25 protein-coding genes are annotated in these 25966 nt (G+C 57.0%); 5 read left to right on the forward strand and 20 right to left on the reverse strand.

Annotated elements, in window-relative coordinates; translation table 11 throughout:
* Positions 1-226: 226 nt before the first annotated feature.
* Positions 227-2326 carry an FUSC family protein gene (locus AC6I8W_RS22030; RefSeq protein ID WP_497838261.1) on the forward strand — a complete coding sequence of 700 codons (2100 nt, stop codon included), beginning with the start codon at positions 227-229 and terminating at the stop codon, positions 2324-2326.
* Positions 2327-2356: 30 nt separating this feature from the next.
* Here the strand turns inward: AC6I8W_RS22030 and AC6I8W_RS22035 are convergent, their stop codons facing one another.
* A complete protein-coding gene (locus tag AC6I8W_RS22035; RefSeq protein ID WP_497838262.1) occupies positions 2357-3241 on the reverse strand; it encodes a LysR family transcriptional regulator in 885 nt (294 codons plus the stop codon).
* A gap of 98 nt (positions 3242-3339) precedes the next feature.
* Here AC6I8W_RS22035 and AC6I8W_RS22040 point away from each other — a divergent pair, with 98 nt between their 5' ends.
* On the forward strand, positions 3340-3855 hold the full coding sequence (locus tag AC6I8W_RS22040) for a GNAT family N-acetyltransferase (protein ID WP_497838263.1): 516 nt from the start codon (positions 3340-3342) through the stop codon (positions 3853-3855).
* On the opposite strand, the gene AC6I8W_RS22045 is transcribed toward AC6I8W_RS22040, so the two are convergent.
* Positions 3826-4728, reverse strand: a complete 903-nt coding sequence (locus tag AC6I8W_RS22045; protein WP_497838264.1) for a LysR family transcriptional regulator — start codon at positions 4726-4728, stop codon at positions 3826-3828. The two genes, AC6I8W_RS22040 and AC6I8W_RS22045, sit on opposite strands and share 30 nt — an antisense overlap.
* Before the next feature lie 99 nt (positions 4729-4827).
* On the opposite strand from AC6I8W_RS22045, the gene AC6I8W_RS22050 reads away from it, so the two are divergent.
* Positions 4828-5334: a phenolic acid decarboxylase gene (locus AC6I8W_RS22050; RefSeq protein ID WP_497838265.1), complete on the forward strand. Its 507-nt coding sequence runs from the start codon at positions 4828-4830 to the stop codon at positions 5332-5334.
* A 49-nt stretch (positions 5335-5383) separates the two neighbouring features.
* On the opposite strand, the gene AC6I8W_RS22055 is transcribed toward AC6I8W_RS22050, so the two are convergent.
* A complete protein-coding gene (locus AC6I8W_RS22055; RefSeq protein WP_497838266.1) occupies positions 5384-6319 on the reverse strand; it encodes an AraC family transcriptional regulator in 936 nt (311 codons plus the stop codon).
* Positions 6320-6426: 107 nt separating this feature from the next.
* On the opposite strand from AC6I8W_RS22055, the gene AC6I8W_RS22060 reads away from it, so the two are divergent.
* Complete coding sequence (locus tag AC6I8W_RS22060; protein WP_497838267.1) at positions 6427-7263, forward strand: oxidoreductase; 837 nt, start codon at positions 6427-6429, stop codon at positions 7261-7263.
* A gap of 130 nt (positions 7264-7393) precedes the next feature.
* On the opposite strand, the gene fdhA is transcribed toward AC6I8W_RS22060, so the two are convergent.
* The 10 genes from fdhA to AC6I8W_RS22110 form a co-directional block, all read right to left on the reverse strand.
* Positions 7394-8593 (reverse strand): formaldehyde dehydrogenase, glutathione-independent, encoded by a 1200-nt coding sequence (gene fdhA, locus AC6I8W_RS22065; protein ID WP_480372364.1) that lies wholly within the window; start codon positions 8591-8593, stop codon positions 7394-7396.
* A gap of 242 nt (positions 8594-8835) precedes the next feature.
* Entirely contained in the window at positions 8836-9606 is a 771-nt protein-coding gene (locus AC6I8W_RS22070; protein WP_497838268.1) for an enoyl-CoA hydratase/isomerase family protein, read from the reverse strand.
* Positions 9603-10496, reverse strand: a complete 894-nt coding sequence (locus AC6I8W_RS22075; protein WP_497838269.1) for a 3-hydroxyacyl-CoA dehydrogenase family protein — start codon at positions 10494-10496, stop codon at positions 9603-9605. Before AC6I8W_RS22075 ends, AC6I8W_RS22070 begins: the two co-directional genes overlap by 4 nt.
* Positions 10497-10509: 13 nt before the next feature.
* Entirely contained in the window at positions 10510-11715 is a 1206-nt protein-coding gene (locus AC6I8W_RS22080) for a CaiB/BaiF CoA transferase family protein (RefSeq protein WP_497838270.1), read from the reverse strand.
* A 4-nt stretch (positions 11716-11719) separates the two neighbouring features.
* Positions 11720-13276, reverse strand: a complete 1557-nt coding sequence (locus AC6I8W_RS22085; RefSeq protein WP_497838271.1) for an HAL/PAL/TAL family ammonia-lyase — start codon at positions 13274-13276, stop codon at positions 11720-11722.
* A gap of 15 nt (positions 13277-13291) precedes the next feature.
* Positions 13292-14176 carry an ABC transporter substrate-binding protein gene (locus tag AC6I8W_RS22090; RefSeq protein ID WP_497838272.1) on the reverse strand — a complete coding sequence of 295 codons (885 nt, stop codon included), beginning with the start codon at positions 14174-14176 and terminating at the stop codon, positions 13292-13294.
* Positions 14166-14897, reverse strand: a complete 732-nt coding sequence (locus AC6I8W_RS22095; protein WP_497838273.1) for an ABC transporter permease — start codon at positions 14895-14897, stop codon at positions 14166-14168. Before AC6I8W_RS22095 ends, AC6I8W_RS22090 begins: the two co-directional genes overlap by 11 nt.
* Positions 14894-15544, reverse strand: coding sequence for an ABC transporter permease (locus tag AC6I8W_RS22100; protein ID WP_497838274.1), 651 nt, complete (start codon positions 15542-15544; stop codon positions 14894-14896). The genes AC6I8W_RS22095 and AC6I8W_RS22100 overlap by 4 nt, the downstream gene beginning before the upstream one ends.
* Entirely contained in the window at positions 15544-16641 is a 1098-nt protein-coding gene (locus tag AC6I8W_RS22105; RefSeq protein ID WP_497838275.1) for an ABC transporter ATP-binding protein, read from the reverse strand. The genes AC6I8W_RS22100 and AC6I8W_RS22105 overlap by 1 nt, the downstream gene beginning before the upstream one ends.
* 277 nt (positions 16642-16918) lie before the next feature.
* Complete coding sequence (locus AC6I8W_RS22110) at positions 16919-18130, reverse strand: pyridoxal phosphate-dependent aminotransferase (protein ID WP_497838276.1); 1212 nt, start codon at positions 18128-18130, stop codon at positions 16919-16921.
* A 67-nt stretch (positions 18131-18197) separates the two neighbouring features.
* Here AC6I8W_RS22110 and AC6I8W_RS22115 point away from each other — a divergent pair, with 67 nt between their 5' ends.
* Positions 18198-19274: a glutamine amidotransferase-related protein gene (locus AC6I8W_RS22115; RefSeq protein ID WP_497838277.1), complete on the forward strand. Its 1077-nt coding sequence runs from the start codon at positions 18198-18200 to the stop codon at positions 19272-19274.
* Here AC6I8W_RS22115 and AC6I8W_RS22120 read toward each other — a convergent pair.
* Genes AC6I8W_RS22120 through AC6I8W_RS22150 form a run of 7 tightly spaced genes read right to left on the reverse strand, consistent with a single transcriptional unit; the run spans position 19258 to position 25944 of the window.
* Positions 19258-20181: a dihydrodipicolinate synthase family protein gene (locus AC6I8W_RS22120; protein WP_497838278.1), complete on the reverse strand. Its 924-nt coding sequence runs from the start codon at positions 20179-20181 to the stop codon at positions 19258-19260. The genes AC6I8W_RS22115 and AC6I8W_RS22120 overlap by 17 nt on opposite strands.
* Positions 20182-20190: 9 nt before the next feature.
* Positions 20191-21360, reverse strand: coding sequence for a M24 family metallopeptidase (locus tag AC6I8W_RS22125; RefSeq protein WP_497838279.1), 1170 nt, complete (start codon positions 21358-21360; stop codon positions 20191-20193).
* Positions 21347-22447, reverse strand: coding sequence for a mandelate racemase/muconate lactonizing enzyme family protein (locus AC6I8W_RS22130; RefSeq protein ID WP_497838280.1), 1101 nt, complete (start codon positions 22445-22447; stop codon positions 21347-21349). The genes AC6I8W_RS22125 and AC6I8W_RS22130 overlap by 14 nt, the downstream gene beginning before the upstream one ends.
* A complete protein-coding gene (locus AC6I8W_RS22135; protein WP_497838281.1) occupies positions 22444-23619 on the reverse strand; it encodes a M20 family metallopeptidase in 1176 nt (391 codons plus the stop codon). Before AC6I8W_RS22135 ends, AC6I8W_RS22130 begins: the two co-directional genes overlap by 4 nt.
* Positions 23620-23632: 13 nt before the next feature.
* A complete protein-coding gene (locus AC6I8W_RS22140) occupies positions 23633-24379 on the reverse strand; it encodes an amino acid ABC transporter ATP-binding protein (RefSeq protein ID WP_497838282.1) in 747 nt (248 codons plus the stop codon).
* Positions 24376-25101 (reverse strand): amino acid ABC transporter permease, encoded by a 726-nt coding sequence (locus tag AC6I8W_RS22145; protein ID WP_497838283.1) that lies wholly within the window; start codon positions 25099-25101, stop codon positions 24376-24378. Before AC6I8W_RS22145 ends, AC6I8W_RS22140 begins: the two co-directional genes overlap by 4 nt.
* A gap of 30 nt (positions 25102-25131) precedes the next feature.
* Complete coding sequence (locus tag AC6I8W_RS22150; RefSeq protein ID WP_497838284.1) at positions 25132-25944, reverse strand: ABC transporter substrate-binding protein; 813 nt, start codon at positions 25942-25944, stop codon at positions 25132-25134.
* Between the last annotated feature and the right edge of the window lie 22 nt (positions 25945-25966).

Genomic DNA, 25966 nt, shown 5'->3' on the forward strand with positions numbered 1-25966 from the left:
CCCCGTAAAGACTGAAAGATGCACAAAATAGCACCAGATTGAGCCATTCCCCTGCCTTTTGTGTCACTTCCCGCATTAGGGAAATTTAATAATTAGCTCTCAATTGATCACCCCTTAAAAACATCTTTTTTTATTACGAAACAATTTGTCGTATTTATCGAGGTGAGTGGTTTTTATATTCTGGCAGGATACGCCGCACTTAGCGTCTGCTGGTCTTATTACTGTCATGCCGTGGTTTTCAAAAAACGCCGTTTTTTTTGCTGTTAAAACCTGTCTGGCCGCCTTTCTGGCATTGTACTTCGCACTGGAACTGAATCTGGATAAACCGGCGTGGGCAGTGACCACCGTGTTTGTCGCGTCGCAACTCTATTCCGCCGCCACCATCTCCAAATCGGTGTTCCGCTTGCTGGGGACGCTGCTGGGTGGGGTGTTTATCTTTTTTATTTTTCCGCTTACGGTTGAGCATCCCCTGCTGTTCAGCCTGTGCGTCTCGCTGTGGGTCAGCGTCTGTCTGTATCTGTCGCTGCATGACCGAACCCCGAAAAGCTACGTTTTTATGCTGGCCGGTTACAGCGCGGCCATCATGGGCTTCCCGGAAGTCACCACCCCGCTGGGCATTACCAGCACGGTGTTGTCACGTATTGAGGAAATTACCCTCGGTATCGTCTTTAGCAGCCTGGTGCATGGTCTACTGTTCCCGGTCTCAATGCGCAGCCTGCTGGAACAAAGCGTCAGCCAGTGGTATCTCAACGCGCGTAAACTGTGTGGCGATCTGCTCTCCGGTATCCCGACCGCGAAATCACCGGAACGCGATGACATACTGATCCGCATGGCCACCAACCCGCAGCAGGTGGAGATTCTGATCACCCACTGCGTTTATGAAGGGAATGCGGCACGGCAGCTGATTCGTCTGGTCAGCGTGCAGTATCAGCATCTTTCTTATTTGATCCCCACCCTGATCGCCATCGAGATCCGCCTGCAACGCTTGTCAGAACTGCACATCAGCTTCCCGGAAAATGTGGCACAAACTTTTCGCCAGTTTTTGCTGTGGTTGCATGATGGCGAAGCGGTCGGCGATACCCATGATATTCAGCAAACGCTGGCCGCCTGTCAGGCTGAACTGAATCAAGCCTGGCGCCTGGGTGAATTACCCACCGAATCCAGTCTGTTGCTGACCGGCGTGCTGGAACGGTTGACGGATTTTGTGCGTATTGCCGGGGCATATCAAAGCGTGGGCGGGCTGGTCAGCGACCTGTCTGGCGACACCTCCCTGGCACGTGGCAAACGCACGCACCGCTTTTATGATAAGGGACTGATCCGTCTCTCGGCTCTGACCGCATTTTGCGCCACCTTCGGTTCTTGTCTGCTGTGGATGGCTACCGGCTGGCGTGATGGTGCCTCCGCGCCGGTGATGGCGGCGATCCTTAGCTCGTTTTTCGCCAGCCTCGATACACCACTCACCTCAATGAAGTTGTTTGTGCGTGGCGTGATTGTCGCCATCATTATCAGCGTGGTGTATGTGGCAATTCTGCTGCCGCAGGCTACCTCGTTCGAGGCGCTGTTGATTTGTCTGGCACCCGGGTTGATTCTGCTGGGATTGATGATCGCCCGTCCCTCCACCAATATGATCGGCCTGAGTGTCGCCATCCAGATTCCCGGCTTTATCGGTCTGGGTCATCATCTGCGCCCCGATCTGGTGGCGTTATTTAACACTGCCATCGCCTCGATGACCGGGGTGCTGTTTGCGGTGATCCTGACGGCGATTATGCGTAACAAACGCCCGTCCTGGACCGCCCGTCGTGCGGTACGTATCGGTTTGCGTGAACTGCTGCGCTTTATCAAGGAGACGGAGCGAAATGGTTCTTCCCTGCTGGGCAGGCAGCGCTATATCGGCCTGATGCTGGATAAACTGAACGTGGTGCTGCCGCGTCTGCGTCTCGATCCGCAGCCGGATATGACCGCCGCAGGCATGTTACTGACCGAGGTTTGGTTAGGAGTGAACAGTTTTGACTACTACGCGCGTCACAAGGATCTGCTGGCAAAATATCAGCTGGACAGTGGACAGATGTTTCATGAACTGGGGCTGTTTCTGAAACGCCGCCTGAAATCGTTACAGACGCCGCCCCACCCGGATCTGCTGGATGAAATCGATACCCTGCTGCTGATGCTGGAGCGGCTGGCAATGTGGGATGAGAGCCTGCTGACGCCGTTGTTCCATCTCGCCAGCGTGCGCCTGTATCTGTTCCCGCACCAGCCGTGGCCGATGATGAATACCCGTCAGGCGGAGTTGATGCAGCAGAAAATGTACCGCCTGCCCCTGCGTTAACCACTGAATATTGCGCGATAAATCGCGCCGTTACGGACCTGTGCATGATTGACGTAAACCCTCCAGCACCACCGTCATCCCGCGGCTGACGATGCGATCCTGGCGCATCACGGTGCCCAGCGTGCGTTGCAACGCGGGATGCGGTTCCAGCACGCATAACCCCGCCCGATCCTCCTCCTGCGCCAGCGCCATCGCGGGCACCAGACTGTATCCCAGTCCGGCCCGCACCATGCGTTTGATTGCCTCAATGCTGCCCAGCTCCATCACCGGCGTGGCACGCACTCCGGCCTCGCGAAACCAGCTATCAATCACCGCGCGCGTGCCGCTACCCGGTTCAAACACAATCAGCGGTAACGGGGCCAGTTCCGCAGGCGCGACCATCGCTGCACTGTCGTGCGCCATAATTAGCCGGAACCTTTCATCGTACAACGCGCTGACATGCACGCTTTGGCTGGCTACCGGCAACGTCACCAGGCCGATATCCACCTGATTTTCTTCCACCGCACGTATAATGGCGGCAGTGTTGCCAGTGCGCACATCGACTTTCAACTGCGGATGCTGCTGCCGCAGCTGTTGCAGCAAGGGAGGCAGCAGATGAATGCAGGCGGTCGCGCCCGTACCGATGATCACCGTCCCGCTGATCTCATCCGCCTGTTGCGTCACCGCCGCCAGCGCTGCGGCGATGGCGCTGGCAATATGTTCGCCATGTTCCAGCAACGCCAGTCCCGCTGCCGTGGCGCGCACGCCGCGCCCGGTGCGTTCAATCAGGCGGGTATGCAGCGATTGCTCCAGTTGGCGGATTTGCAGACTGACAGCCGGTTGCGACAGACCGAGCGCATCGGCGGCACCGGAAAAACTCCCTCGGCTGATTACCAGTCGGAAGGTGTCCAGATGATCGAGGTTGAGACTGGCCATCCCTAAAAATTCCTTATAGCGCGGATAAGCAGGCCGCACTGCCATTGATTAAGCCAACAGGGTAGCCTGAAAGCAGATAACAAACGAGAGCGGTAACGATGGAAATTTTGCAGGCAGAAGAACAACATATCCCTGGCATCCAACAGATTTATGCCCACCATGTGCTGCATGGCTGCGCCACTTTTGAAACCGATCCCCCTGATGATGATGCCATGCTGGCGCGGCTGCACAAAATCACCGCCGCCGGGCTGCCGTGGTTTGTAGCGCTGGAAGATGGCGTGGTGTTGGGTTACTGCTACCTGTCGCGCTGGCGTGAACGTTTTGCCTATCGCTTTAGCCTGGAGGACTCGGTGTATATCGACCAGCGATTCACCGGACGCGGCATCGGCCGCCTGCTGCTGGCGCAGGCACTGCAATGGGCCGAGCAACATGGCTACCGCCAGATGGTCGGCGTGATTGGCAACAGCGAGAACAGCGCCTCAATTGCCCTGCACCGCTCCGCCGGTTTTACCGTTACCGGCACCTTACACTCGGTAGGGTTTAAACATGGCCGCTGGCTGGACACGGTGATTATGCAGCGCGCCTTAGGGGCCGGTGACAGCACGCTGCCCTGAACAATAGCGGGTGAACAGGTTGACCAGCGCAATTACCTGTTCATCCAGCGGAATCAGCTCCTTTTTCACAATCAGATGCATGGGCGTACTGCGACGACCGCCATGATTGAGCGGCAACGGTTGTAGCACACCCAGCTGTAATGCTTCGGCAATACGCGCCTGCGGCAGCCAGCCGTATCCCACCTGATGCATCACCGCTTCAATCGCGGTATCGACCGTCGAGAAAAACCACTGTTCCGATTGCCCCACCGAGGCATGGGGTGCCTGCGAGCGTGAGGTGCCGATACGGATTTGCGGATAGCGCGACAGATCATACTCGGTCAGCGGCTGCGGTAAGGTCAGCAACGGGTGGTCGCGGTGGATCACCGCCAGAAAATCAACATTCATCAGCCATTGTCCACGCCCGGAGACGTCTTCGCGCCGCGTCATCACCATCACATCGGCATCGGGCACCGCAGGATGGAGCGGATCGTCATATTCCAGCACTTCGGTCAGCTGGATTTGCGTGGCCGGATACTGCTGCTGGAACTGCTGCAACACGCGGAACAACGTCTGGCGCGGAAAGATATTATCCACCACCAGTTCCAGTTGGGTGCGCACCCCGTTATGCAGACTGGCGGCACGGGCTTCCAGCGCGTGGAAAGCATTCAGTAACGGGCGCACCTGCGCCAGTAAGGTTTCGCCTTGTGCCGTCAGTAATGCCCGTCGCCCCTCAATACGCAGCAGCGCAATCCCCAGCCGGTCCTGGAGTAGCGAGAGATTGTAACTGACGGAGGACTGGCTGCGGTTCATCGCCTCGGCCGCCTGATTAAATCCCCCTGACTCGACCACTTTAGCGAGGATCGCCCACTGCTCCAGCGTGGTTCTGAACATAAACACATCCAATTTTTCGATGAAAACCATCCAAAAATAGCGTTATTCATTCAATTTTTACAGCGATATGGTAGGTGCATCAACTGAAGGAGATAAAAAATGAGCAGTTTTAATAAAGAAGATTTGCGCGGTTTTATCGGTAAACACCTGGTCTACACCTACGACAACGGCTGGAATTACGAGATCTACGTAAAAAACGCCACCACCCTGGATTACCGTATTCACAGCGGGCTGGTGGGCAACCGTTGGGTGAAAGGTCAGCAGGCGTATATCGTGCGGGTAGCGGCTGAGGTGTATAAAATTTCCTGGACCGAACCAACCGGCACCGACGTCAGCCTGATCGCGAATCTGGCTGACCGCGTGTTCCACGGCACCATTTTCTTCCCACAATGGGTGATGCTGAACCCGGAAAAAACCGTCTGTTTCCAGAACGACCATCTGAGTGAAATGGCGGCGTATCGCGAACAGGGTCCGGTGTATCCCACCACCGTGATTGACGAGTTTGCCACCATTACCTTCGTACGCGACTGCGGTCCTGATGATGAGAGCGTGATTGCCTGCGCGGCGAGCGAGTTGCCCGCCGACTTCCCGGCTAACCTCGGTTAATCACCCTACGCGACGCTGTGCAAGACAAGGCGCGATTTATCACGCACCGTTAATGTGAAGAGATAAATATCGCGTCAGGCTGTTCCGGCGGCACGGCAAAATGTTGCTGCATCCTGCGACTCTCTTCGGCGGGCGGCAGACCAAACAGGCGTTTAAATTCACGGTTGAACTGCGACGGGCTTTCATATCCCACCGCGAAACTTGCTGCCGCCGCCGTTAACGTCTGCCGTACCATCAACATCCGCGCCTGATGCAGCCGCACCGATTTCACGTATTGCATCGGGGCAACCCCAGTTATCGTTTTAAAATGGCTATGAAAGGTTGGCACACTCATCCCCGCCTCGGCCGCCAGCTGCGCCAGTTGCAGCGGTTGTGCATAGCTGGCGTGGATATGGCGCAATGCTTTGCTGATTTTGCCAAATTGCCCCTGCTGGCTTAACGCGGCCCGCAGTACACTGCCCTGCGGTCCCGTCAGAACGCGATAATATAACTCACGCATCAGCGCTGGCCCAAGGATCAGCGCATCACGGGGGTGATGCAGTGCCTGCAAAAAGCGCAGCACGGAGGCTTTCATCAGCGCATCCATCGGGCTGGACATCATACTTTGCGGTGCGGGAGGGACTGCCGTATCGCCCAGTTGCTCAAGTTGCAGCATCAATTCCGCCGCTACCGTGAAATCGAGATGCATATAGATGGCGAGCAATGGCCGTTCAGCCGACGCCAGCGTTTCCATGACAAAAGGCACCGGCACGGAGACCGCCAGGTAGTGCTGCTCGTCATAGAGATAAACCTGATGGCCCAAATAGCCGCACTTACTCCCCTGACAAACAATTACGATGCCCGGATCGTATAGCACCGGCGTGCGCGCCAACGGGCGGTCGGAACGCAGAATACGTACCTGTTCCAGCGCGGTCAGATTATAGCCTTCCTGCGGTGCCAGCGCCCGTAGCAACGCCACCGTCTGCGCCTGGATATCATCGTTCATAAACATACCCGATCATAAGATTAGGCAATAAAACCAGAAGATACGGTCTCAATGCAAGCTGTGAAGAAGAATATTATGCATTCTCACATTTATAGGGAGCGAATCTTATGTCACCAACCAAGAACTTGTTTATCACTGGCGTCAGCAGTGGTTTTGGCCGCGCGCTGGCTCAACAGGCATTAAGCCAGGGCCACCGTGTGGTCGGCACCGTGCGCACCCTGGAAGCCAAACAGGCGTTTGAAGCGCTGAAACCCGGCCATGCCAGCGCCTGCCTGCTGGACGTGACCGATTTCGCCGCCATCGATGATTGTATTGCCGCTGTCGAGTCCAGCCACGGGCCGATTGATGTGTTGGTCAATAATGCCGGTTACGGCCATGAAGGGGTGATGGAAGAGTCGTCGCTGGAGCAGATGCGCCACCAGTTTGACGTCAACGTGTTCGGTGCCGTGGCGATGATCAAAGCGGTGCTGCCGTATATGCGCCAGCGCCGTTGCGGTCACATCATCAATATCACCTCGATGGGCGGTTTTATTACCATGCCCGGCATTACGTATTATTGCGGCAGCAAATTTGCGCTGGAAGGCATTTCAGAAGCGCTGGGGAAAGAACTCGAGCCCTTCGGCATCTTTGTCACCGCCGTGGCACCCGGATCTTTCCGTACCGACTGGGCGGGGCGCTCGATGGTACGCAGCGCTCGCAGTATCCCGGATTACGATGCGCTGTTCGATCCCATTCGCCAGGCGCGCGTCGAGAAAAGCGGCAAACAATTGGGGGATCCACAAAAAGCCGCACAGGCGATACTGACGCTCATTTCCAGCCACAATCCGCCGCCGCATCTGCTACTCGGTAGTGACGCACTGGCGCTGGTACGGAATAAACTGACAACCATGCAGGAGGATATTGATCGCTGGGAAGAATTAACTCGTTCAACCGATGGGGAATAATAAAGCCTCAGGAAAAGTAAATTATTTAACCTGAATAGCTCGCTGCGCCAGCACCCTATTTCTCTAATAAAGACTGGCGCAGTTTTCTAACAATTACCCGATAACATTGTCACAAAAAGAGGTTCTCTGGTTAAGGTTTCGAGAAAGAGAAATGCGGATCAATAACAAATTTTTTCGGCGCACCAGCATCAAATTCTGTATACCCACGCGGTGCATCTTCCAGTGAAATCACTTCAACACCGACTATTTTGGCAATCGGAATGCGATCCCACAGAATAGCCTGCATCAGCTGACGATTATATTTCATTACCGGTGCCTGCCCGGTCTGGAAGGCATGTGATTTGGCCCAGCCCAGTCCCAGACGAATGCTCAGGCTACCCATTTTCGCCGCCTGATCGACCGCACCCGGATCTTCAGTGACGTACAAGCCGGGAATACCGATTTTCCCTGCCACACGCGTCACCTGCATCAGCGCATTGAGCACCGTTGCCGGGGCTTCGTGCTGTGCACCTTCATGGCCGTGACCGCGCGCCTCAAAGCCGACGGCATCGATCGCGCAATCCACTTCGGGTTCGCCGAGGATATCGGCAATCTGCTCATGCAGCGGGGTATCTTTACTTAAATCAACCACTTCAAAACCCTGTTGCGCCGCATGTTTGATGCGCGCCTCATTCATATCACCGACAATCACCACCGCTGCGCCCAGCAGACGCGCAGACGCGGCCGCCGCCATCCCCACCGGACCGGCCCCTGCCACGTACACGGTGCTGCCGGGGCCGACACCTGCGGTAACTGCGCCATGAAAGCCAGTCGGCAGGATATCGGAAAGACAGGTTAAGTCTTTGATTTTCTCCAGCGCCTGTTCGCGATCCGGCAGCTTGAGTAAATTGAAATCCGCATAGGGCACCAGCACATACTTCGCCTGGCCGCCAACCCAATCGCCCATATCCACATAGCCATATGCGCCACCCGCACGGGCCGGATTGACCGTCAGACAGACGCCGGTATGTTGTTCTTTACAGGAACGGCAACGGCCACAGGCAACGTTGAACGGGACGGACACTACATCGCCGATGCTAAACCTTTCGACATCGCGCCCAAGTTCAATCACCTCACCGGTGATTTCATGGCCGAGCACCAGGCCTTCCTGGGCGGTGGTGCGCCCACGGACCATATGTTGATCGGAACCGCAGATATTGGTGGATAATACTTTGAGAATCACCCCGTGTTCTATTTTCTTCCCCCGGGGATCGTGCATTTTGGGATAATCAATCGACTGGACTTCAACTTTACCTTTACCTATGTAGACCACTCCACGATTTTCAGACATGTGAGTACCTTTCAGATAGTTGGCTGGTTATTAAGTTTTGAATGTCGACGCAGAGCCTAAAACATGCCCCGCGCCCCTAAGCTTAATAACTCTCCTCAAGGCAACCGCGTTATTATTTTTGATATGTGCAAAGCATCACAATTAAATGATGCTTTATCCATTGTTGCAGATTTAATTAACCCACTTCCGCTACGCTTATATTATCGCTGGCCAGCCCATACCAGCGAACGTTTAGCGCGCCCTTAGCGGCCAGTAAACTGCGGCTTCTGCTTAAGCGCCAGCGCCTGCATACCAATGGCGCGATCTTCACTGTCGGCTATCAGCGCAGACAAGGCGCGTTCGAAGGCGATACCGGCGCTCAACGGCATCTCATAACTGGCCAGTACTACGCGTTTAATCAATTGTGCCGCCAGCGGCGCAGCGGCGGCGACTTTCTCTGCCGTGCGTTGTGCAGTCTCCATCAACTGCGCATCAGCCACCACCTGACTGACCAGACCGGCGGCAAGCGCTTCACTGGCGGTCAACCGCCGTCCGGTCAGCAACATCTCCATCGCCAGCGATTTACCCAGAGATTTTACCAGCCGCTGCGTGCCGCCAGCCCCAGGGATGATGCCGATCTGGCTTTCAGGTAACCCCAGTCTGGCGCTTTCACCCGCCAGCACAATGTCACACAGCAGCGCCAACTCCAGTCCCCCACCCAGCGCATAACCGGTGATGGCTGCAATCAGCGGTTTTTCAAACGCCGCAATCCGATCCCATTTTTCGCTGAATCCGCTGCGGTACAGCGCCATCGACGAACAGTTTGCCAGGGTTCCGGTATCAGCCCCGGCGGAAAAGGCGCGTTCTGTCCCGCTGATCACCACCACCCGCACCTCATCATTGCTGGCGACGTGATCGAGTTGTGCAATCAACGCATCCAGCATCTCGGCACTTAACGCATTGAGTTTGTCGGCACGGTTTAGTTGCAGAAACGCAATATGCTGGTCTACATGACAAGTTACCAGGTCCATCATGCCTCCCGCTGGCTGATCAGCCAGCTAACAATCGCATCACGCCGTTGCATGCTGGCGGCCGCATCGCTGTCTGACCACGGGTAGAAGCCTGCACCACTTTTTGCCCCGAGCTGCCCTTGTGCCACTTTCTCCACCAACCAGTCCGGTAATACTGCGTCATTACACAAGGTCGGAAGCACGATGGCCGCGACATTACGCACCGTATCCAGTCCGGCAAAGTCCATGAGCTTCATCGGCCCCATCGCCGACCAGCGTGGGGCCAGCGTGGTTTCAACCGCGTGGTCAACATCGGCGATGCTGGCGGTTCCGCTGGTCACCAGATGCAGTGCTTCACGCAACATCGCGTATTGCAGACGATTGACGATAAACCCGGCAATATCCTGGTTGACCATCACCGTCTCTTTGCCCAGACGTTGGCAAAGATCCGCCACCTGCTGACAACAATGTTCATCGCTGTGCGGCCCACGCACGATCTCGATCAACGGCATGATGTTGGCGGGATTGAACCAGTGCATGCCAACCAGACGGGCGGGAGTCTGCAAGCCACTGGCCAACTCACCAATCGAAATACTGGAGGTATTGGTGGTGATCAGACAATCGCGGCTCACCTGCTGTTCGATCTCGCGCAGCACCGCCTGTTTGAGTGCTGGCTGCTCTGCCACGTTTTCTGAAACAAATATCGCGTCCCGCAGGCAATCAGCCAACGAGGTGGTGTATGTGATGGCGCTGTCGTCATCGGTCACCAACGCAATCACTTGCTTTGCTTTTTCCAACGACGTCGGGGTGCGTGAATATAAGCCGACGCGAAATCCGCTGGCGGCAAATACCGCCGCGATACGTGCGCCCATCGTACCTGCACCGATCACGGCGATTTTTTGTTGTTGCGTCATGTTGATTCTCCCGTCAGATCACGCCACGCGTCTGTAATTGCTCAATCTCTGCCTCATCCAGCCCCAGCAAATCACGCAGGATCTGTTGAGAATGCTCACCAAGTTGAGGGGGCATCAACGCGGGCGGGGTGGTCATCCCACTCAGTTTCACCGGTTGTGGCACAATCGCGACATTCCCTGCGACCGGGTGTTGCACCTGATGCACTAACTCCCGGCTGCGGGCATGTTCGCTACTCAACACCTGGCGCAGATGCCACACCGGTGCGGCGGGCACACCCGCTTCATCGAGCAGCGCCAACGCCTGCTCTTCGCGATACACCGAAAGCCAGCTTTCAATCACGTCGCGCAGTGCCTGCTGATTGGCGAGGCGCTGCGGGTCGCTGGCAAATCGGGGGTCATTAACCAGGTCGGGCTGCTGCATCGCCTGGGCCAGCGCCGCAAACAGCTTGTCATTGGCAACAGCGATCACAATATGGCCGTCCTGGGTACGGTAGCTGTCCATCGGTGCGCTAATCGGATGGGCATTGCCGATACGGCCAGCGCCAGGCAGATTACCTATCCACTGGGTCAGCGAAACCATCTGCAACGACACCATCGTGTCGAGCATCGCCACATCAATGTGTTGCCCCTTGCCGCTGATCCCCCGTTGCAACAAGGCGGCCAGTACCGCCCAGCTACCGTACAACCCGGCCACCACATCCCCGACCGCATCGCCGATGCGCGTTGGCTCACCCTCTTTCCAGCCGGTAACCTGCATGATGCCACCCATCGCCTGGATGATATGGTCATAGGCCGGTTTGCGCGCCAGTGGCCCTTCCTGACCAAAACCTGAAATGCTGGCATAGATCAAGCGCGGGTTAATCGCCTGTAATGTGGCGTAGTCAATACCCAGACGTTCGGTGACCCCCGGACGAAAGTTTTCCACCAGCACATCCGTCTGCTCCACCAGTCGCAGTAATAACGCATGGCCTTCTGCGGACTTCAGGTCCAGCGTCAGGCTTTTTTTGCCATGATTGAGTTGCATAAAATACGTGCTTTCACCGGCGATATGCGGCGTAAAGGCACGGGAATCGTCGCCAGAGTGCGGCATTTCGATTTTGATGACGTCGGCACCTAAATCGTTTAACAACGATGCGCAATAGGGTCCGGCCAGTACGCGCGACAAATCCAGCACGCGGATACCGGAAAGCGGCTTATTTGCCGTAGGTTCTGCGGTCATTGCGTTACTCCTGCATAGCGTTTAGCTGCATCACGTCCGTGATCGCCGCGATCATCGCGCCGCCACGAATCAGATCGCGGATGGCGTGCATATCGGGATACATCGGGGTATCACGATCGCGGAAGGCGACATGCTTACGCACCAGAGCCTTGACCGCCTCGCTACCGCGTGACGCGTGCAACGGTTGATGAAAATCAATGGCCTGAGTGGCACATAACAACTCAATCGCCACGATGTCGATGGCATTGCTGATCGCATCCAACGCGTTACGCGCTGCATTAACGCCCATGCTGATATGATCTTCCTGTCCGGCGCAGGTGGAGACGGTGTGGACGCTGGCCGGCGCGGCCAGACTGCGGTTTTCTCCCGCCAGTGCTGCGGCGACATACGGCGGAATCATCATGCCGGAGAAGCCACGCTGATTGGGCATCAGAAACGCCGGTAAACCACTCAGATGGCTATTGGTCAGACGGTCGGATCGTGCCTGCGATGCGGTGCTGAGCGCTGCGATGGCAATCGCGAGGGCATCGAGGCTGAGCGCCAATGGCGCACCGTGCCCGTTGCCGCCCGGTAGCACCAGCAGTTCCTGACCTTCCATGAGAAACACCGGATTATCCGTCACGCTGTTTAACTCAATCAGGGTTTGTTGTTCGCAGTGCAGTAACTGGTCCCGCACCGCGCCATGAATTTGCGGGATACAGCGCAAACTCAGTGCATCCTGCACGCGATGATCGCGATAGCGATCGAGGATTTCACTTTCCTGTAGGAAATTACGCAGCAGGCGCGCGGTTTCAACCTGGCCCGGAAACGGTCGTAACGCATGCAGGCGGGCGTCATAACCACGGGTATTGCCTTTTAACGCTTCGAGGCTCATGGCTCCCGCCGCATCTGCCACCGGCACCAGCGCGCGAAAGTCAGCTAACGCCAGACAAGCCAGCGCGGTGATTTCATAGGTGCCACTCAGCAGCGCGTGCCCTTCGCGTGGCCCAGGGATACGCACCGCGATACCGGCGCGTTGCAGCGCTTCTGCGGCAGGTAACAATTGGTTTTGATACCAGCATTTGCCGAGGCCAAACACCGCCATACCGATATGCGCGGTGGCAATCAGGTAGCCCACCGATCCTTTCGCGGGTGCCCACGGAATCACCTGATGGTTCAGCATCTCGGCCATCACGTTAATCAGGTCAGCACTCACCCCGCTGTATCCCTGCAACAGGGACTTCATCATCACCGCCATCATGGCGCGTACTTCACGTACAGAGAGTTCTGGCCCCATGCCGCAGGCGTGGCTGCACAACATATTGATCTGCACATCGGCGATGTCATCCACCGAAAGACGCTGGGTAACCAGATCACCCACCCCGGTGGTCAAGCCATAAATCACCTGGCCTTGCTCAATCGCCAGATGAATGCGTTGGTTAAGCACGTCCATTGCTGATAAGGCCGCAGCATCAGGCGCGACGAGCGCGCCATCAGCAATACGAACAATGTCATCAATCGTGGTGGTGGATTTCCCCAGCATCACCGGGGTTGGTTCAACAGTCATTGATAAATTGTTCATCCGTTCATTCCACACTTATTTTTTAAAGCCGTGCTGTGTTAACCAGGTGTTGGCAACATCATCGATATTTTCGAAATTCGCCAGCTTTTCGTTCATGCTAATTAAATCAGCGGTGGTGAGTTTTTCGGAGACCGCATTCAGGGTAGCTTCAACCGTTGGGTTCACTTTGTCGCCAGCAATTAACGGGACAATATTTTGTGCCAGGAATAAGTTCTTCGGATCTTCCAGCGCGACCAGATGATCTTTTTTCAGCTCCGGGGTCGTCGAGGTTAAATCCGCCACCTGGATTTGATTATTACGCAGTGCCGAAAGGGTTAATGGCCCCGCCACATCCAGCACTTTAAAGGATTTAAAATTCAGGCCGTACACATCTTTTAAGCCCTGCACACCTTCGCGGCGCGTTTTCCACTCAGCCGGTCCACCCAGCACCAGTTGGTGCGCCACCGGGGCCAAATCCGCAATGGTTTTCAGATTGTAGCGTTTCGCTGTTTTGGCACTGACCGCCAGTACATCAACGTCCTGTGCTTCTGAAATGTTTAGCATCTTAATTTTGGCCGGTAAGGCCGCTGACAACGCTTTCGCCACGTCTTCCGGGGTGTGCACCTGGGTTTTGGCATCAAGGTAGCTCAGCGTTGCGCCGCTGTATTCCGGGATGAGATTGATAGAGCCATCCAGCAACGCAGGCATATACACTTCACGGCTGCCGATATTGAGTTTTTTCTCCACGGTAATATTTTTGCTTTCCAGCGCACCCGCATACAGCGTCGCCAGTAACTGGCTTTCGGGGAAGTCAGCTGATCCCACCACGATAGTACCGACGCCTTGGGTCGTGTCCGCCTGAGCAAACTGGCAACAAACAAGAGACAGCAATGATGCAGCAACGATTCGGCTAAATTTCATTAGATGGAACTCCTGGTGAAGGTTGAATAACGGAAGAAGAACGCTGGCGTTTGGTACGCCGTAATAAGCCAGGTGAAACAACAACACGGGTTAATAAAGAAAAGAAACAGTCGATCAATAACGCCATCAGCGCAATCAGTACAGCGCCTGCCACCATTTGCGAATAATCATTTTGCGCGCGACCATCAATAATTAATCGCCCTAACCCGCCTAATGAAACATAGGCAGCAATGGTTGCCGTAGAGACAATTTGTAATGTCGCGCTGCGAATGCCGGAAAATATCAGCGGTAAGGCGCAAGGTATTTCCACCGAAAATAATAAACGCCACGTTGAATATCCCATCCCCTTCGCCGCATCAATCACATTGCGGTCGATGGCACTGATGCCGGCACAGACTCCCAGCATGATGGGCGGTAGCGCCAGTACGATCAGCACAATCAGGCAGGGAACAATAAAGGCCAAATCCGATTCGAACACCGGACCAAACAGGATCACCAACATGATGATAAAACCGAAGGACGGCAGCGCACGTAACGCGTTGGCACTGCCAATTAACAGCCGCTCGCCTTTGCCGGTATGGCCCACGTAACAGCCGATCGGGAATGCCAGCGCAATCGCGATGGCCAGCGCAATAAAGCTATAGGCCAGATGCTGACCAATCAGCACCCATAAACCTTCGTCACCGGACCAATGGGCCGGGTTGAAAATCCACGCAATCATGATGCGCTCCTTTTCGGCTGCCAGCGGGTCAGACGATGCGTCAGAAAGATCACCAGGCTATCGAGCAGCAGCGCCAGCAGAATACACAGCACAATGCCGGCAATGATCGGGGTGAGAAAATTGAGCTGGAATCCCTGGGTAAACAGGCTGCCCAGTTGGGGCATGCCGACCAGCGCCGCAATCGAGACAATGCTGACGTTAGACACCACCACCACACGAAGTCCGGCGGCAATTACCGGTGTGGCGACGGGCAGTTCAACCTGGAAAAATTGCTGTAACGGCGTGTAACCCAACGCCTGCGCCGCCTGTTTCGTTTCGGAGGAAACCGAATCCAGCCCATCACAGACCGTGCGCACCAGCAGCGCAAAGGCATAGATGGTGAGTGCCACCACCACGTTGAGGGTGTCCAGAATACGCGTGCCGAGTATCCCCGGTAGCAATACGAACAACGCCAGGGAGGGGATGGTGTAGAGCAAACCGAACAGATTCAGAATAAAAGTTTTCACGCTGGTCATGCTCTGCACCAGACGTCCGGCGGGAATCGCCAACACCAGGCCGATCACCACCGGTAGCAGTGACAGATATAAATGCCAGCCAAACAGCAGGAAAATTTGTCCACTCTGGTTATACAACCAATCAAATCGCATCACGCCTCCTGTGCACGGCTGCTACGTAGTGCGCTGAGCACGCTGTCGAAATTGACCGTGCCCTGGAAACGTTGCTGGTCATCCACCACGATGCCCCGCTGGCAGGGTGAGCTGAGCACCGCATCGGTTAACTGGCGCAGCGAGCCGGAAAGTGGCGCAAAGGTACTGCCGAGGTTGACGTTACGCACAGTGACATCGCCGTGCAGGGTTGCGGTATCCAGCCAGCCAACCGGACGCGCATTTTCCGTCACCACGATCCAGCGATCGGCGGTGAGGCTGCGTGCCGTGTCTGCACTGCTGCCCATCGCCACGCTGGGTTCAGCCTGAATGTGTAAATCAGGATGGATGGTGCTAAAGGTCAGACGCCGATAGCCACGATCGCGGCCAATAAAGTCAGCCACAAATTCACTGTTGGGCGCAGTCAGTAATTCCACCGGCGGTGCCATTTGTGCCAGACGCCCTCCCGGCATCAGCACCGCGACCTGATCCCCGAGCTTCATGGCTTCATCAATATCATGCGTCACCATAATGATGGTCTTGCCGATATCGCGCTGTAAGCGCAGGAATTCATCCTGTAATTGTTCCCTGACCACCGGGTCAACGGCGCTGAACGGCTCATCCATCAACATAAATTCCGGGTCAGAGGCCAGCGCGCGTGCTACGCCGACGCGCTGCTGTTGTCCACCCGATAATTGCCAGGGATAGCGGTTAGCCAGTTCCGTGGCGAGTCCAACCCGCTCCAGCAACGCCATACTTTTGTGATGTGCGGCTTTACGGGTTTCCCCATTCAGCAGCGCCGTGACGGCGATGTTTTCCACAATGGTTTTATGCGGGAACAGCCCTGCGCTTTGAATCACGTAACCGATGCGGCGTCTTAACTGGACCACATCCATTTCATTCGTCGGTTTGCCGTTAAGCAGGATTTTTCCGCTTGAGGGTTCGATCAGTCGGTTAATCATCCGTAGTGAAGTTGTTTTTCCGCAGCCGGATGGCCCAACCAGGATCGTCAACTGACCTCCCGGTGCCGTGAACGAGAGGCGATCAACAACTAACGTGCCATCTTCATAATGTTTGGTGACGCTTTCAAAAGAGATCATGGTTATTTCAACACCCTGCTTGTCTGCATTAATCAACCTGACGCGTGCGAACCGTGGTTGTATAGCCTTGTATGTACAAGTTGCACGTTTCGTGCCAGTTTTTGCATTAGCCCGCATACGGCGGCAGATATGGCGCTTCGCTTCTTTGGCAGAGGATTGCCATACGGGTGTGGGATCACTTTGGTGCAAGCATATTCTGAGATGGTGCAGGCGGGTGCATCACGGGGAGGGAAAGCAGGCAAAAGGTGAAAGCGCGAAGGATCGCGCTTTCAGGTGGCTACGACTGGAGTTGGGCGCAGGCCTGCGTGAGCCGCTGGCAAGCGGCTGCCAATAACGCATCCTCCACCGCATAGGCTATACGCAAATAACCGGGCGTACCGAATGCCGAACCGTGCAGCACCGCCACTTGTGCTTCCGCCAGCAGCCACGACGCCAGCGCTTTATCGTCAGCGATCGTCTCGCCGTCCGGCGTATGCCGTCCGATCAAACCCTGGCAATTGGCGAAGACATAAAACGCCCCCTGCGGCGCGCTGGCGCTCAGGCCGTCTACCTCAGCCACCATCGCCAGCACTTGCTGACGGCGTTGATCGAGTTTTTCCAGCCAGCCCACGAGAAAATCTGCCGGTTGATTGAGCGCCGCCACCGCCGCTGCCTGAGCGATGCTGCTGGCGTTAGAGGTGCTTTGCGATTGCAACACCTGCATCGCTGCGATTAGCCAGCGGGGTCCGGCTGCGTAGCCGAGACGCCAGCCGGTCATGGCATGACTCTTCGACACCCCATTCACCGTCAGGGTGCGATGCGCCAGTTGCGGCGCAACTTGCGCAAAAGTGGCAAATGGCGTCTGGTCATAGCGCAGCGGTTCATAGATATCATCCGCCATGATCAGCACCTGCGGGTGATCGGACAGCACATCCGCCAGCGCGCGCAGCTCCTGCGCGCTGTAAATCGCCCCGGTCGGATTACCCGGTGAGTTGAGGATCACCCAACGCGTTTCCGGCGTTAGCGCCGCTGCCAACTGTGCCGGTTGCAGTTTCCAGCCATGCTGTTCATCACAAGGCACCATCACCGGCTCGCCTTCCGCCAACGTCACCATATCGGGATAGGACACCCAATAAGGGGCCGGAATGATAACCTGCTGTCCGATATCCACCGTTGCCAGCAACGCATTGAAAATTAGCTGCTTGGCACCGCTACCGGCAATGATTTCATCCGGGGCAAAGTGCAGTTGATTATCGCGGGCAAATTTTCCCGCAATCGCCGCTTTTAAGGCTGCCGTACCCGCGACGGCGGTGTATTTGGTTTGCTGTTGGACAATCGCCGCAATCCCGGCATAACTGATGGATGCCGGGGTGGCGAAATCCAGCTCACCTTCGCCTAAATTGATGACCGCTTTCCCAGCGGCCTCCAGTTCACGCACCTGGTCAGAGATGGTGGCGGTGGGCGAAGGCCGTACCCGCTGCATGCGCCGGGCAGTTTGACTGATATTCATAAATCCTCTTTTGTATCTGATGATTCAACTAATACAATTATTCACCCAACATCAGCAGGAAATTGCCGTGTCACTCATATTCATTCTTGATGATTCACCTTTACCGGCCCGTTACGGTGTCACCGCCAGCCAGTGGGCTAACCAACTCAGACTACCGTTATGGAGTCTGCGTCCTGACTTCACCGGCGATGTACCCGATAGTCATCAGCACGTGGTACGTGCCGGTTACTGCGTCACCAGCGGCCTGTATCGCAGCGATACGCTGCAACAGGAAGTCAACGCAGTCAGCGCATTACCCACGGCTGACGCGGTGATCGTCGTACCCGGCGCACGCGCCGCCGAGATCGCCGATCTGCGAGGTTTTCGCCTGTTCAGCCACGATGGCGGTCAAACCCTGGTGCTACGCGATGCCGCACATACCCTGTTGACGCTGCATGCCGATCGCTATGGTCGCTGGTCAGTCACACCACCCGCTGAAGCTGCCCGCACGCTGCACATTGGCCTGATTGGCCGGGAAGCCGATCATCGCCAGGCCTATCCCGCGACGCTGGCAGCGCTGGGCGATGCCGCTACGGCGTTGCAACTGACGCTCGACATCCGTTTTCTAGCGCCTGCCAGCCTCTCCGCCGACCTGCACGAACTGGACGGCCTGCACGGCGTGCTGCTGCCGGGTGGTTCCTCAATGGCAGCGGTACAGGGACAAATCCGTGTGGCGCAGGCAACCCATAGCCGCGCCCTCCCCAGCCTTGGGCTGTGCCTCGGGATGCAGAGCATGAGTACCGCCGCAGTCCGCCAACAACCGGGCTATGCCGGGGCGATCCTCGCGGAAGTTGCGCCCGATGCCACCTTGCATAGCTTTGTTGCCTTTGCGGATCGCCGTCATCGTTGCGGTGTGCTGCCGTTTAATAACGGGGAAATGCACTACAACCACCGTTATCGCTTTAACCCTGAGTTGCTGCCGCAACTGCATGCCAGCGGTGTGCAGATTAACGCGCAGACTGACGATATCGTTGAGGCGATTACCCTGCCCGATCATCCATTCTGGCAGGGCGTACAGGGGCATCCTGAACTGGCGTCACGCCCGGATGCCCCGCACCCGCTGATGATGGCTTTCCTTCAGGCAGCACTCAGTCAGCGAGACTAACGCCGGTGCGTGCATCGCTTGCCAGCTTACGCATCACGCTGGCAAGTTGCGCCTGCGCGTCGGCAGAGATCGGCAGCAGCGGCGCACGGACATAGCCGCCGTTAAAGCCGCGCAGCGCCATCGCCGCTTTGACCAGTTGCGGTTGACCGTGCTGACGTGCCAGCGCGCGGTAGTCATACCACAGCTGATGAAGATCGCGCGCCGTCGCCCCATCGCCTTTTTCCACGGCACGGAAGGTGGCTAACACCAGCTCCGGGAGCGCACCGCTGTTGGTGGTGCTGATACCATCAAAACCAGCCATCATCGGGCCTAAGAACGCCAGATCAGAGGCACAGAACAGGCGCAGGCGACCACGCAGACGGTTTGCGATCTGGTCAATAGCTGTCGGGTTGAGGTCGCCCTGCTTGATCCCCACCACACCCGTCACATCCGCCAACTGCTCCAGCAAAGCAGGCGACAGCGTGATGCCAATCCCCGGCGCGTTGTACACCAGAATGCCGGTCTTTGATAACGGCGCCATCTCTTTGAAGTAGGCGAGAATTTGTGCGTCGGTAATTTCACTGACGTAGGGCGCGGTGACCATCGGCAAGCCACCAAGATCGCCCGCCAGTTTCGTCAGCTCACGCGCATCGCGTGGGTCAGAACTGGCGCTGCACAGCATCACCGGAATACGGTCCTGCACGCAGTCCATCACCTGATGAAACAGCTCGCGGCGTTCCGCCAGCGACATCACCGGAAATTCACCGTAGGTTCCACCGATCAGAATGCCGTCATAACCCAGTCCAATGACGCGTTCAATATTTTCGCGCAGCGCAGCGAAATCGATTGCGCCTGCCGCATCAAACGGCGTGACGGTGATGTTGAAAATGCCACGCAGGCGTTCACGGCATTCGTTAATGTCTTTCATGAAAGTTCCTTACAACAAAGTTAATGGACGAGCGAGACTGCCAAGCTGGCGATAACCGGTTTCCGTCACCACCACGGTTTCACTGACGCCAACGGTGAATTCACCGTAAATCCGCAGTGCAGGTGGGATATGGAAGGTCATACCGGGTTGCAATTCGGTGGTGACACCGCTGTACAGGCTGAGGATGCCGCCTTCGCCCCAGTCCGGCGCGAACGAAACACCGATGGAGTAGCCGGTACGTTTTTTGAAGTTGTCGGTAAAGCCTGCGCGATCAATCACTTTCTGGCAGGCCAGATGCGGCTCAGCGCAGGTGGCCCCCGGACGGATAGCATCCAGCGCTGCCTGTAAAGCCTCCTGACATACCTTTTCCATTTCGATGGCAATTGCCGGTGGGCGACCAATCCACGCCGAACGCATCAACGCCGCGTGGTAACGATCGTGTGCGGCGGCCATTTCGAGGAACACCGGTTCGTTATCCTGCAACACGCGACGACGCCAGGTGCCGTGCGGCACGCCACTGCGCGGGCCGCTGGACACCAGCGGCTCCATGCCGACATATTCAGAACCGGCAGCGATCGCCGCCCCCATCATCGCGGATACCAGCGCGTTTTCGTCGCTGCCGCTGCGGATCGCTGCCATCCCGGCACGCATCCCGGCATCAACATAGCGGGCGGCAGTGGCGATTTTTTCCACTTCAGCGGCAGATTTCACCGCGCGCAGCGGCTCAATCACCCCAGCGGTGTCAGCGATGGTACCGAGTTTGCTTTGCAGCAGCTCATACACCGCAATCGGCAGGAACCAGCCACGTTTATCCAGCCCGATGCGCTTATGCAGCCAGCCTTTTTGTTGCAGCATGCCGACGAGGAAATCCACCGGGTTATCGCCGTCCTGATAGATCGCGGCGTCAGAAATAAAGGTGTTGGCGATAAAGTTGAAGTATTCCAGTTGGCGAATGACAAACACCGGCTCCCCTTCTACCGGCAGCAGCAGCGCCTGGAAGGTGTAATAACCGGGGGTCTGCTGCCCGGTGAGCCAGAAAATGTTTTCCGGTCCGGTGACGATCATCACATCCACACCGGCGGCGTTAAGACGCTCACGGGTGCGCTGGATACGCTGCGCGTACTCGTCCACGCTGAACGCGGATTCACTGCCCTGAATGACATTACTAAGCTGTTGCATCACTAAACTCCTGGAGGAAAGTGGCGCGGGCGGCAGCAAACTGCACACCCAGGCCGGGAGAGTCATTTACGGTAACTTTTCCGTGTGCATAGGAGAGACCGCTGACCGGATCGTCGATGAGACCATCCGCGCCATACAGTTCGGCAAACGCCGGTTGCAGCACGCGACACAGCTGCAATGCCGCTGCTGTGGCGGCGTGGCCTTCATTCATCTGCCCAATCATGAACGGGATATCCGCGTCTTGCAGACGGCGTGCCGCCGCCAGCGTCGGGGCTAACCCGCCTAACTTCACCAGCTTAAGATGGCCCCACAGCGCGCCCTGTGCTGCGATCAGCCGATCAATAGCGGCAGCGCTGTTGAGGCTTTCATCCAACATGATCGGGATGGCGTACTGCGCCAGTTCGGCCAGATGGCGATCGTCGGCCGGGGCCAGCGGTTGCTCGATATAACTCAGCCCCACAGCATGTAGCTGCGGTAACACGCGATGCGCCTCGGCCAGCGACCATTGGCCATTGACGTCAATCGCCAGCGAGATGCGATCGCCGAAGGCATCACGCAACGCCTGTAAACGCGCCAGATCGGTGGCGAAATCCGCCACACCGGTGCGCAGTTTTAGCTGGGTAAAACCGCGTTCAACATAGCCCTGCGCCTGGGTCAACATCTGCGCTTCACTGCCCCAGAACAGCGTCTGGTTGGTAGCGAAACTCGCGGGCGTGGCAGGTGCGTCCAGCCAGGCCGCGAGGCTGACATCCTGCCCTCGCGCCAGCAGATCGTGCAGCGCCATATCCAGCAGCATACGAGACGGAGCCAGTAACGGGCTGTCGTCCGCGTGTACCGCCATCAGCAGGCTGTGCGCATCGGTGCGCCAGTCCCACCGCCCCAACATCGACAACAGATTGTCGAGCACCTGTTGTGCGCTGTAGCCGTGCAGATAAGCAATGTTGAGCCGCACTTCGCCAATGCCTTCCACACCGTTCTCACTCAAACGCAGCCACAGGGTATCGAGCGCATGTACCGCGCCCGACGCGGCGGTATGCAACGTTACCCCGGTGTAATGCAGGTCGCCGCGCCACAGTTGTGCCTTCACGCGCTGGCCTCCGCTGGCAGCAGCGCCAGCGCGATATCGAGATAGATGTATGCGGCGGCGATAAACTCTTCCACCGGGACAAATTCATCCGGCTTATGGGCCACCGCCAGCGCACCGGGGCCAATCACCACGCCTTTGGCCCCGAGGGTGCGGAAATGCACCAGATCGCAGCCGCCCTGAAAACCAAATGGGCCGGGTTCCGGCTGGCCGTGGCGACGACAGGCCACCAGGCTGTGCTGCACAATGGCTTCGCTGTTGTCGGTTTCGGTGGCACCACCGGTGGTGGGCTGCCAGGCAATGATTTCCGCTTCAACGCCAGATTGTGATTTGGCGTGATCCAGCAACTGTTGCAGCTCGGCTTTTACCGCCGTCTCGTCTTCCCCTGGCACCATGCGGCGATCCAGCAGCAGTTCACAACTGTCCGGCACCACGTTATCGGCATGACCGCCGTGCACGCGGGTGACCGTCAGGCTGGCGTTGCCCACCAGCGCATGGCAGCGGCAGCGCACCTGCTGATGATGGGCCTCTTCGATCAACCCCAGCAGCTTCGCAGATTGGTAAATGGCGTTGATGCCCAGTTCCGGTGTACCGGAATGCGCCGTCACTCCCTTTACCCGCACGCGCGGGCGCAGGCTGCCTTTATGCGCCGAGAACGTGGCGTTGGAGGTCGGCTCGCCAATCACCGCGAAGTCGATGGCGGGCGGCTGGTCACGCACATAAAACTTCGCCCCTTCGCTCGCCACTTCTTCATCGGCGGTAAACACGCCCATCAGCGTGCCGGACCAGCTGTGGCGGTTGGCAGCCAGCATACGCAGCGCTTCGACCATCGCCACCAGCGGGCCTTTGGCATCACAGGCACCGCGACCGTATAAACGCCCGTCGCGTTCGGTCAGGGTGAAGGGATCGCTTGACCAGCCACTGCCCGCTGGCACGGTGTCGAGATGGGTATTGAAGGCGAAACAGGGACCGTCGCCGTTGTTCAGCAACGCAATGACGTTGGTGCGTCCGGCTGCGTATTCACTGAAGGAGAGATCAAAACCCGCTTCACGCAACCAGCCGGCGACGCATTCCGCCGCCTCACGCTCGTGGCCTGGCGGGTTTTCGGTGTTGATGGCGACCAGCGCGGCAAGATCCCGCTTCATGCGCACACTGTCTGCCTGGTAACGACTCATAGGTACTCCGCTATTAATGTAAGATCTGGTCGAGGAAACGTTTGGCGCGTTCACTGACCTGGCCGGTAAAAAAGTCCTGGGCGCTGGCCCGTTCGAGAATTTCGCCCTCTTCCATAAACAGAATTTGATTGGCGGCGCGACGCGCAAAGCCCATCTCATGGGTGACCACCATGCTGGTCATGCCTTCGGCGCTCAGTTCCGCCATCACGTCCAGCACTTCACGGATCATCTCCGGGTCGAGCGCCGAGGTGGGTTCGTCGTACAACATCAGTTCCGGTTTCATCGCCAGCGCGCGGGCAATCGCCACGCGCTGCTGCTGACCGCCTGACAACTCATCCGGGAAGTGGTCGGCGCGATCGTTGATGCGTACCTTTGCCAGCAGTGTTTCCGCCTGCTTACGTGCCTCGATGCGGTTAACGCCCAGCACCGTCATGGGTGCCAGCATGATGTTTTCCGCTGCGGTGAGATGGGAAAACAACTCGTAATTCTGAAACACCATGCCAATGCGCTGCCGTAGCTGATGCGGCGGCACTTCGCCCCGGCTGATGTTCTGACGAGCGAAGAACACATCGCCACTATCCGCAGGTGACAGCAAATTGACGCAGCGTAACAGCGTGGATTTGCCCGAGCCGGACGGGCCAATCAACACCACGGTTTCACCGCGATTGACGCTGAGTGAGCAATTTTTCAGTACGGTCTGACGACCAAAGGTTTTGTCGATGCCGATCATCTCCAGCAACGGTTTGCGTTCATGGTTCATGACACCTCCCGGGCGGGTTTAGGCAGTTTCAGGTCGTGAGATTGTGCTTTCTGGCTTTTGCGGCGACGCTGCTTTGGATCGAGCGTGCGCTCCAGCCATGACTGGAAAATCATAAATAGCGTGGTGAGCAGCAGATAGTAGATACCCGCAGCGCATAACGCTTCGAAGTAACGGAAGCTGGCGCTGGCGGTCTGGTTTGCCACCAGTAACAGCTCCTGCACCGCGATGACTGACACCAACGCGCTCGATTTGAGCATGCTGATCATCTGGTTGCCCATTGGCGGCAGCACAATGCGCGCCGCCTGAGGTAACACGATCTTGCGCATGATCTGCGCATTGGTCATGCCCAGTGCCATGCCTGCGGTACGTTGCCCGCTTTTCACCGCCTGTAAACCTGAGCGCAGGATTTCCGCCATATACGCGCCCTCATTGAGCGAGAGCGCCAGCACTGCACAGGTAAACGCGGAGAAGCGTAAGCCGAAGCCTGGCAGCACGTTGTAGACAAAGATGATCTGGAACAGCACTGGCGTGCCGCGAAACAGCCACAGGTAGAAAAACGCCAGCGCCTTACCGGCACGGAAAGGCGCCTCCTGTAGCAGGGCCAGTACCAGACCCAGCACCACGCCACACAACAGCGAGCAGAGGGTGATTAACAGTGTCATCCATGCGCCCTGAAGAAATTCAGGGGAAAGGAAGTACTGCCACATTAAATCAATCGACATAGCTATCTCCGGTTAACGGCATAAAACGCATCAGAAAATGGCAACGGAATCCGGGAAGTTCCATTTCTCAATCAGTTGCTTGTAGGTGCCATCTTTCACCAGGCTTTGCAGCCCCTTCTCCAGTTGCGCTTTGGTTTCGGCATCACCTTTACGCACCGCAAACGCGATATGGGTGTCGGCTTCGAACTCCGGGCCAACCGCTTCGAACATATCCGGTTTCTCGCTGAACAGCGCCAGAGTGCCCGGCGTGGAGAGGAATTCCGCATCGGCGCGGCCCTGTGCCACGGCCACAGCGGAGTCAGTCGCGGCCGGGAAGGTCAGCACGTTAATGGCGGCTTTGTTGGCGGCAACGCAGTTTTTGTTGTCTACGCGCGCCTGGCTCTCTTCGATACCACCGAGGGTGACGGCGATATTTTTGCCGCACAGTGACAAATCACGACCGGTGATCCCGGCTGGATTGCCTTTGCGCACAATCACGCGGCTACCGATCTTCAGATAAGGCACAAAATCCACCTGGGCGGCACGGGTCGGGTTGACGTACATCGCGGAGTTGATGATGTCGAGGCGTTTGCCCTGCAATGCCGGGATCAGACCTTTGAACTCCATCGCCATCGGTGCGGGTGTCAGATCGAGGTGCTTACTCAGCGCGGTGATTAAATCGATATCAAAGCCGGTGAGCTTGCCGTTTTTTACGAACTCGAACGGCATAAAGGTGGCGGCCGTACCATAAGTCAGTTTGCCGGGGCTGACACTTTCTACGGCGGCATGGCTGAATGCTGGCAGCAACGCCAGGCTGAACATCATTCCGCGCAGGTGGTTTACGGTTAAATAAGAGCTGGGCATCGTCGTCTCCTGGTTAATATAT

It is taken from the genome of Pantoea sp. X-Soil-TKNS-1211 (assembly GCF_059730495.1).

Coding starts and splice junctions, on each gene's coding strand:
- AC6I8W_RS22090 (WP_497838272.1), bottom strand. CDS start 14,176: ATGAAATTTAGCCGAATCGTTGCTGCATCATTGCTGTCTCTTGTTTGT.
- AC6I8W_RS22085 (WP_497838271.1), bottom strand. CDS start 13,276: ATGAACAATTTATCAATGACTGTTGAACCAACCCCGGTGATGCTGGGG.
- AC6I8W_RS22135 (WP_497838281.1), bottom strand. CDS start 23,619: ATGAGTCGTTACCAGGCAGACAGTGTGCGCATGAAGCGGGATCTTGCC.
- AC6I8W_RS22125 (WP_497838279.1), bottom strand. CDS start 21,360: ATGCAACAGCTTAGTAATGTCATTCAGGGCAGTGAATCCGCGTTCAGC.
- AC6I8W_RS22150 (WP_497838284.1), bottom strand. CDS start 25,944: ATGCCCAGCTCTTATTTAACCGTAAACCACCTGCGCGGAATGATGTTC.
- AC6I8W_RS22070 (WP_497838268.1), bottom strand. CDS start 9,606: ATGATGGACCTGGTAACTTGTCATGTAGACCAGCATATTGCGTTTCTG.
- fdhA (WP_480372364.1), bottom strand. CDS start 8,593: ATGTCTGAAAATCGTGGAGTGGTCTACATAGGTAAAGGTAAAGTTGAA.
- AC6I8W_RS22040 (WP_497838263.1), top strand. CDS start 3,340: ATGGAAATTTTGCAGGCAGAAGAACAACATATCCCTGGCATCCAACAG.
- AC6I8W_RS22035 (WP_497838262.1), bottom strand. CDS start 3,241: ATGGCCAGTCTCAACCTCGATCATCTGGACACCTTCCGACTGGTAATC.
- AC6I8W_RS22140 (WP_497838282.1), bottom strand. CDS start 24,379: ATGAACCATGAACGCAAACCGTTGCTGGAGATGATCGGCATCGACAAA.
- AC6I8W_RS22080 (WP_497838270.1), bottom strand. CDS start 11,715: ATGACCGCAGAACCTACGGCAAATAAGCCGCTTTCCGGTATCCGCGTG.
- AC6I8W_RS22055 (WP_497838266.1), bottom strand. CDS start 6,319: ATGAACGATGATATCCAGGCGCAGACGGTGGCGTTGCTACGGGCGCTG.
- AC6I8W_RS22095 (WP_497838273.1), bottom strand. CDS start 14,897: ATGATTGCGTGGATTTTCAACCCGGCCCATTGGTCCGGTGACGAAGGT.
- AC6I8W_RS22145 (WP_497838283.1), bottom strand. CDS start 25,101: ATGTCGATTGATTTAATGTGGCAGTACTTCCTTTCCCCTGAATTTCTT.
- AC6I8W_RS22120 (WP_497838278.1), bottom strand. CDS start 20,181: ATGAAAGACATTAACGAATGCCGTGAACGCCTGCGTGGCATTTTCAAC.
- AC6I8W_RS22045 (WP_497838264.1), bottom strand. CDS start 4,728: ATGTTCAGAACCACGCTGGAGCAGTGGGCGATCCTCGCTAAAGTGGTC.
- AC6I8W_RS22110 (WP_497838276.1), bottom strand. CDS start 18,130: ATGAATATCAGTCAAACTGCCCGGCGCATGCAGCGGGTACGGCCTTCG.
- AC6I8W_RS22075 (WP_497838269.1), bottom strand. CDS start 10,496: ATGACGCAACAACAAAAAATCGCCGTGATCGGTGCAGGTACGATGGGC.
- AC6I8W_RS22105 (WP_497838275.1), bottom strand. CDS start 16,641: ATGATCTCTTTTGAAAGCGTCACCAAACATTATGAAGATGGCACGTTA.
- AC6I8W_RS22100 (WP_497838274.1), bottom strand. CDS start 15,544: ATGCGATTTGATTGGTTGTATAACCAGAGTGGACAAATTTTCCTGCTG.
- AC6I8W_RS22050 (WP_497838265.1), top strand. CDS start 4,828: ATGAGCAGTTTTAATAAAGAAGATTTGCGCGGTTTTATCGGTAAACAC.
- AC6I8W_RS22060 (WP_497838267.1), top strand. CDS start 6,427: ATGTCACCAACCAAGAACTTGTTTATCACTGGCGTCAGCAGTGGTTTT.
- AC6I8W_RS22030 (WP_497838261.1), top strand. CDS start 227: ATGCCGTGGTTTTCAAAAAACGCCGTTTTTTTTGCTGTTAAAACCTGT.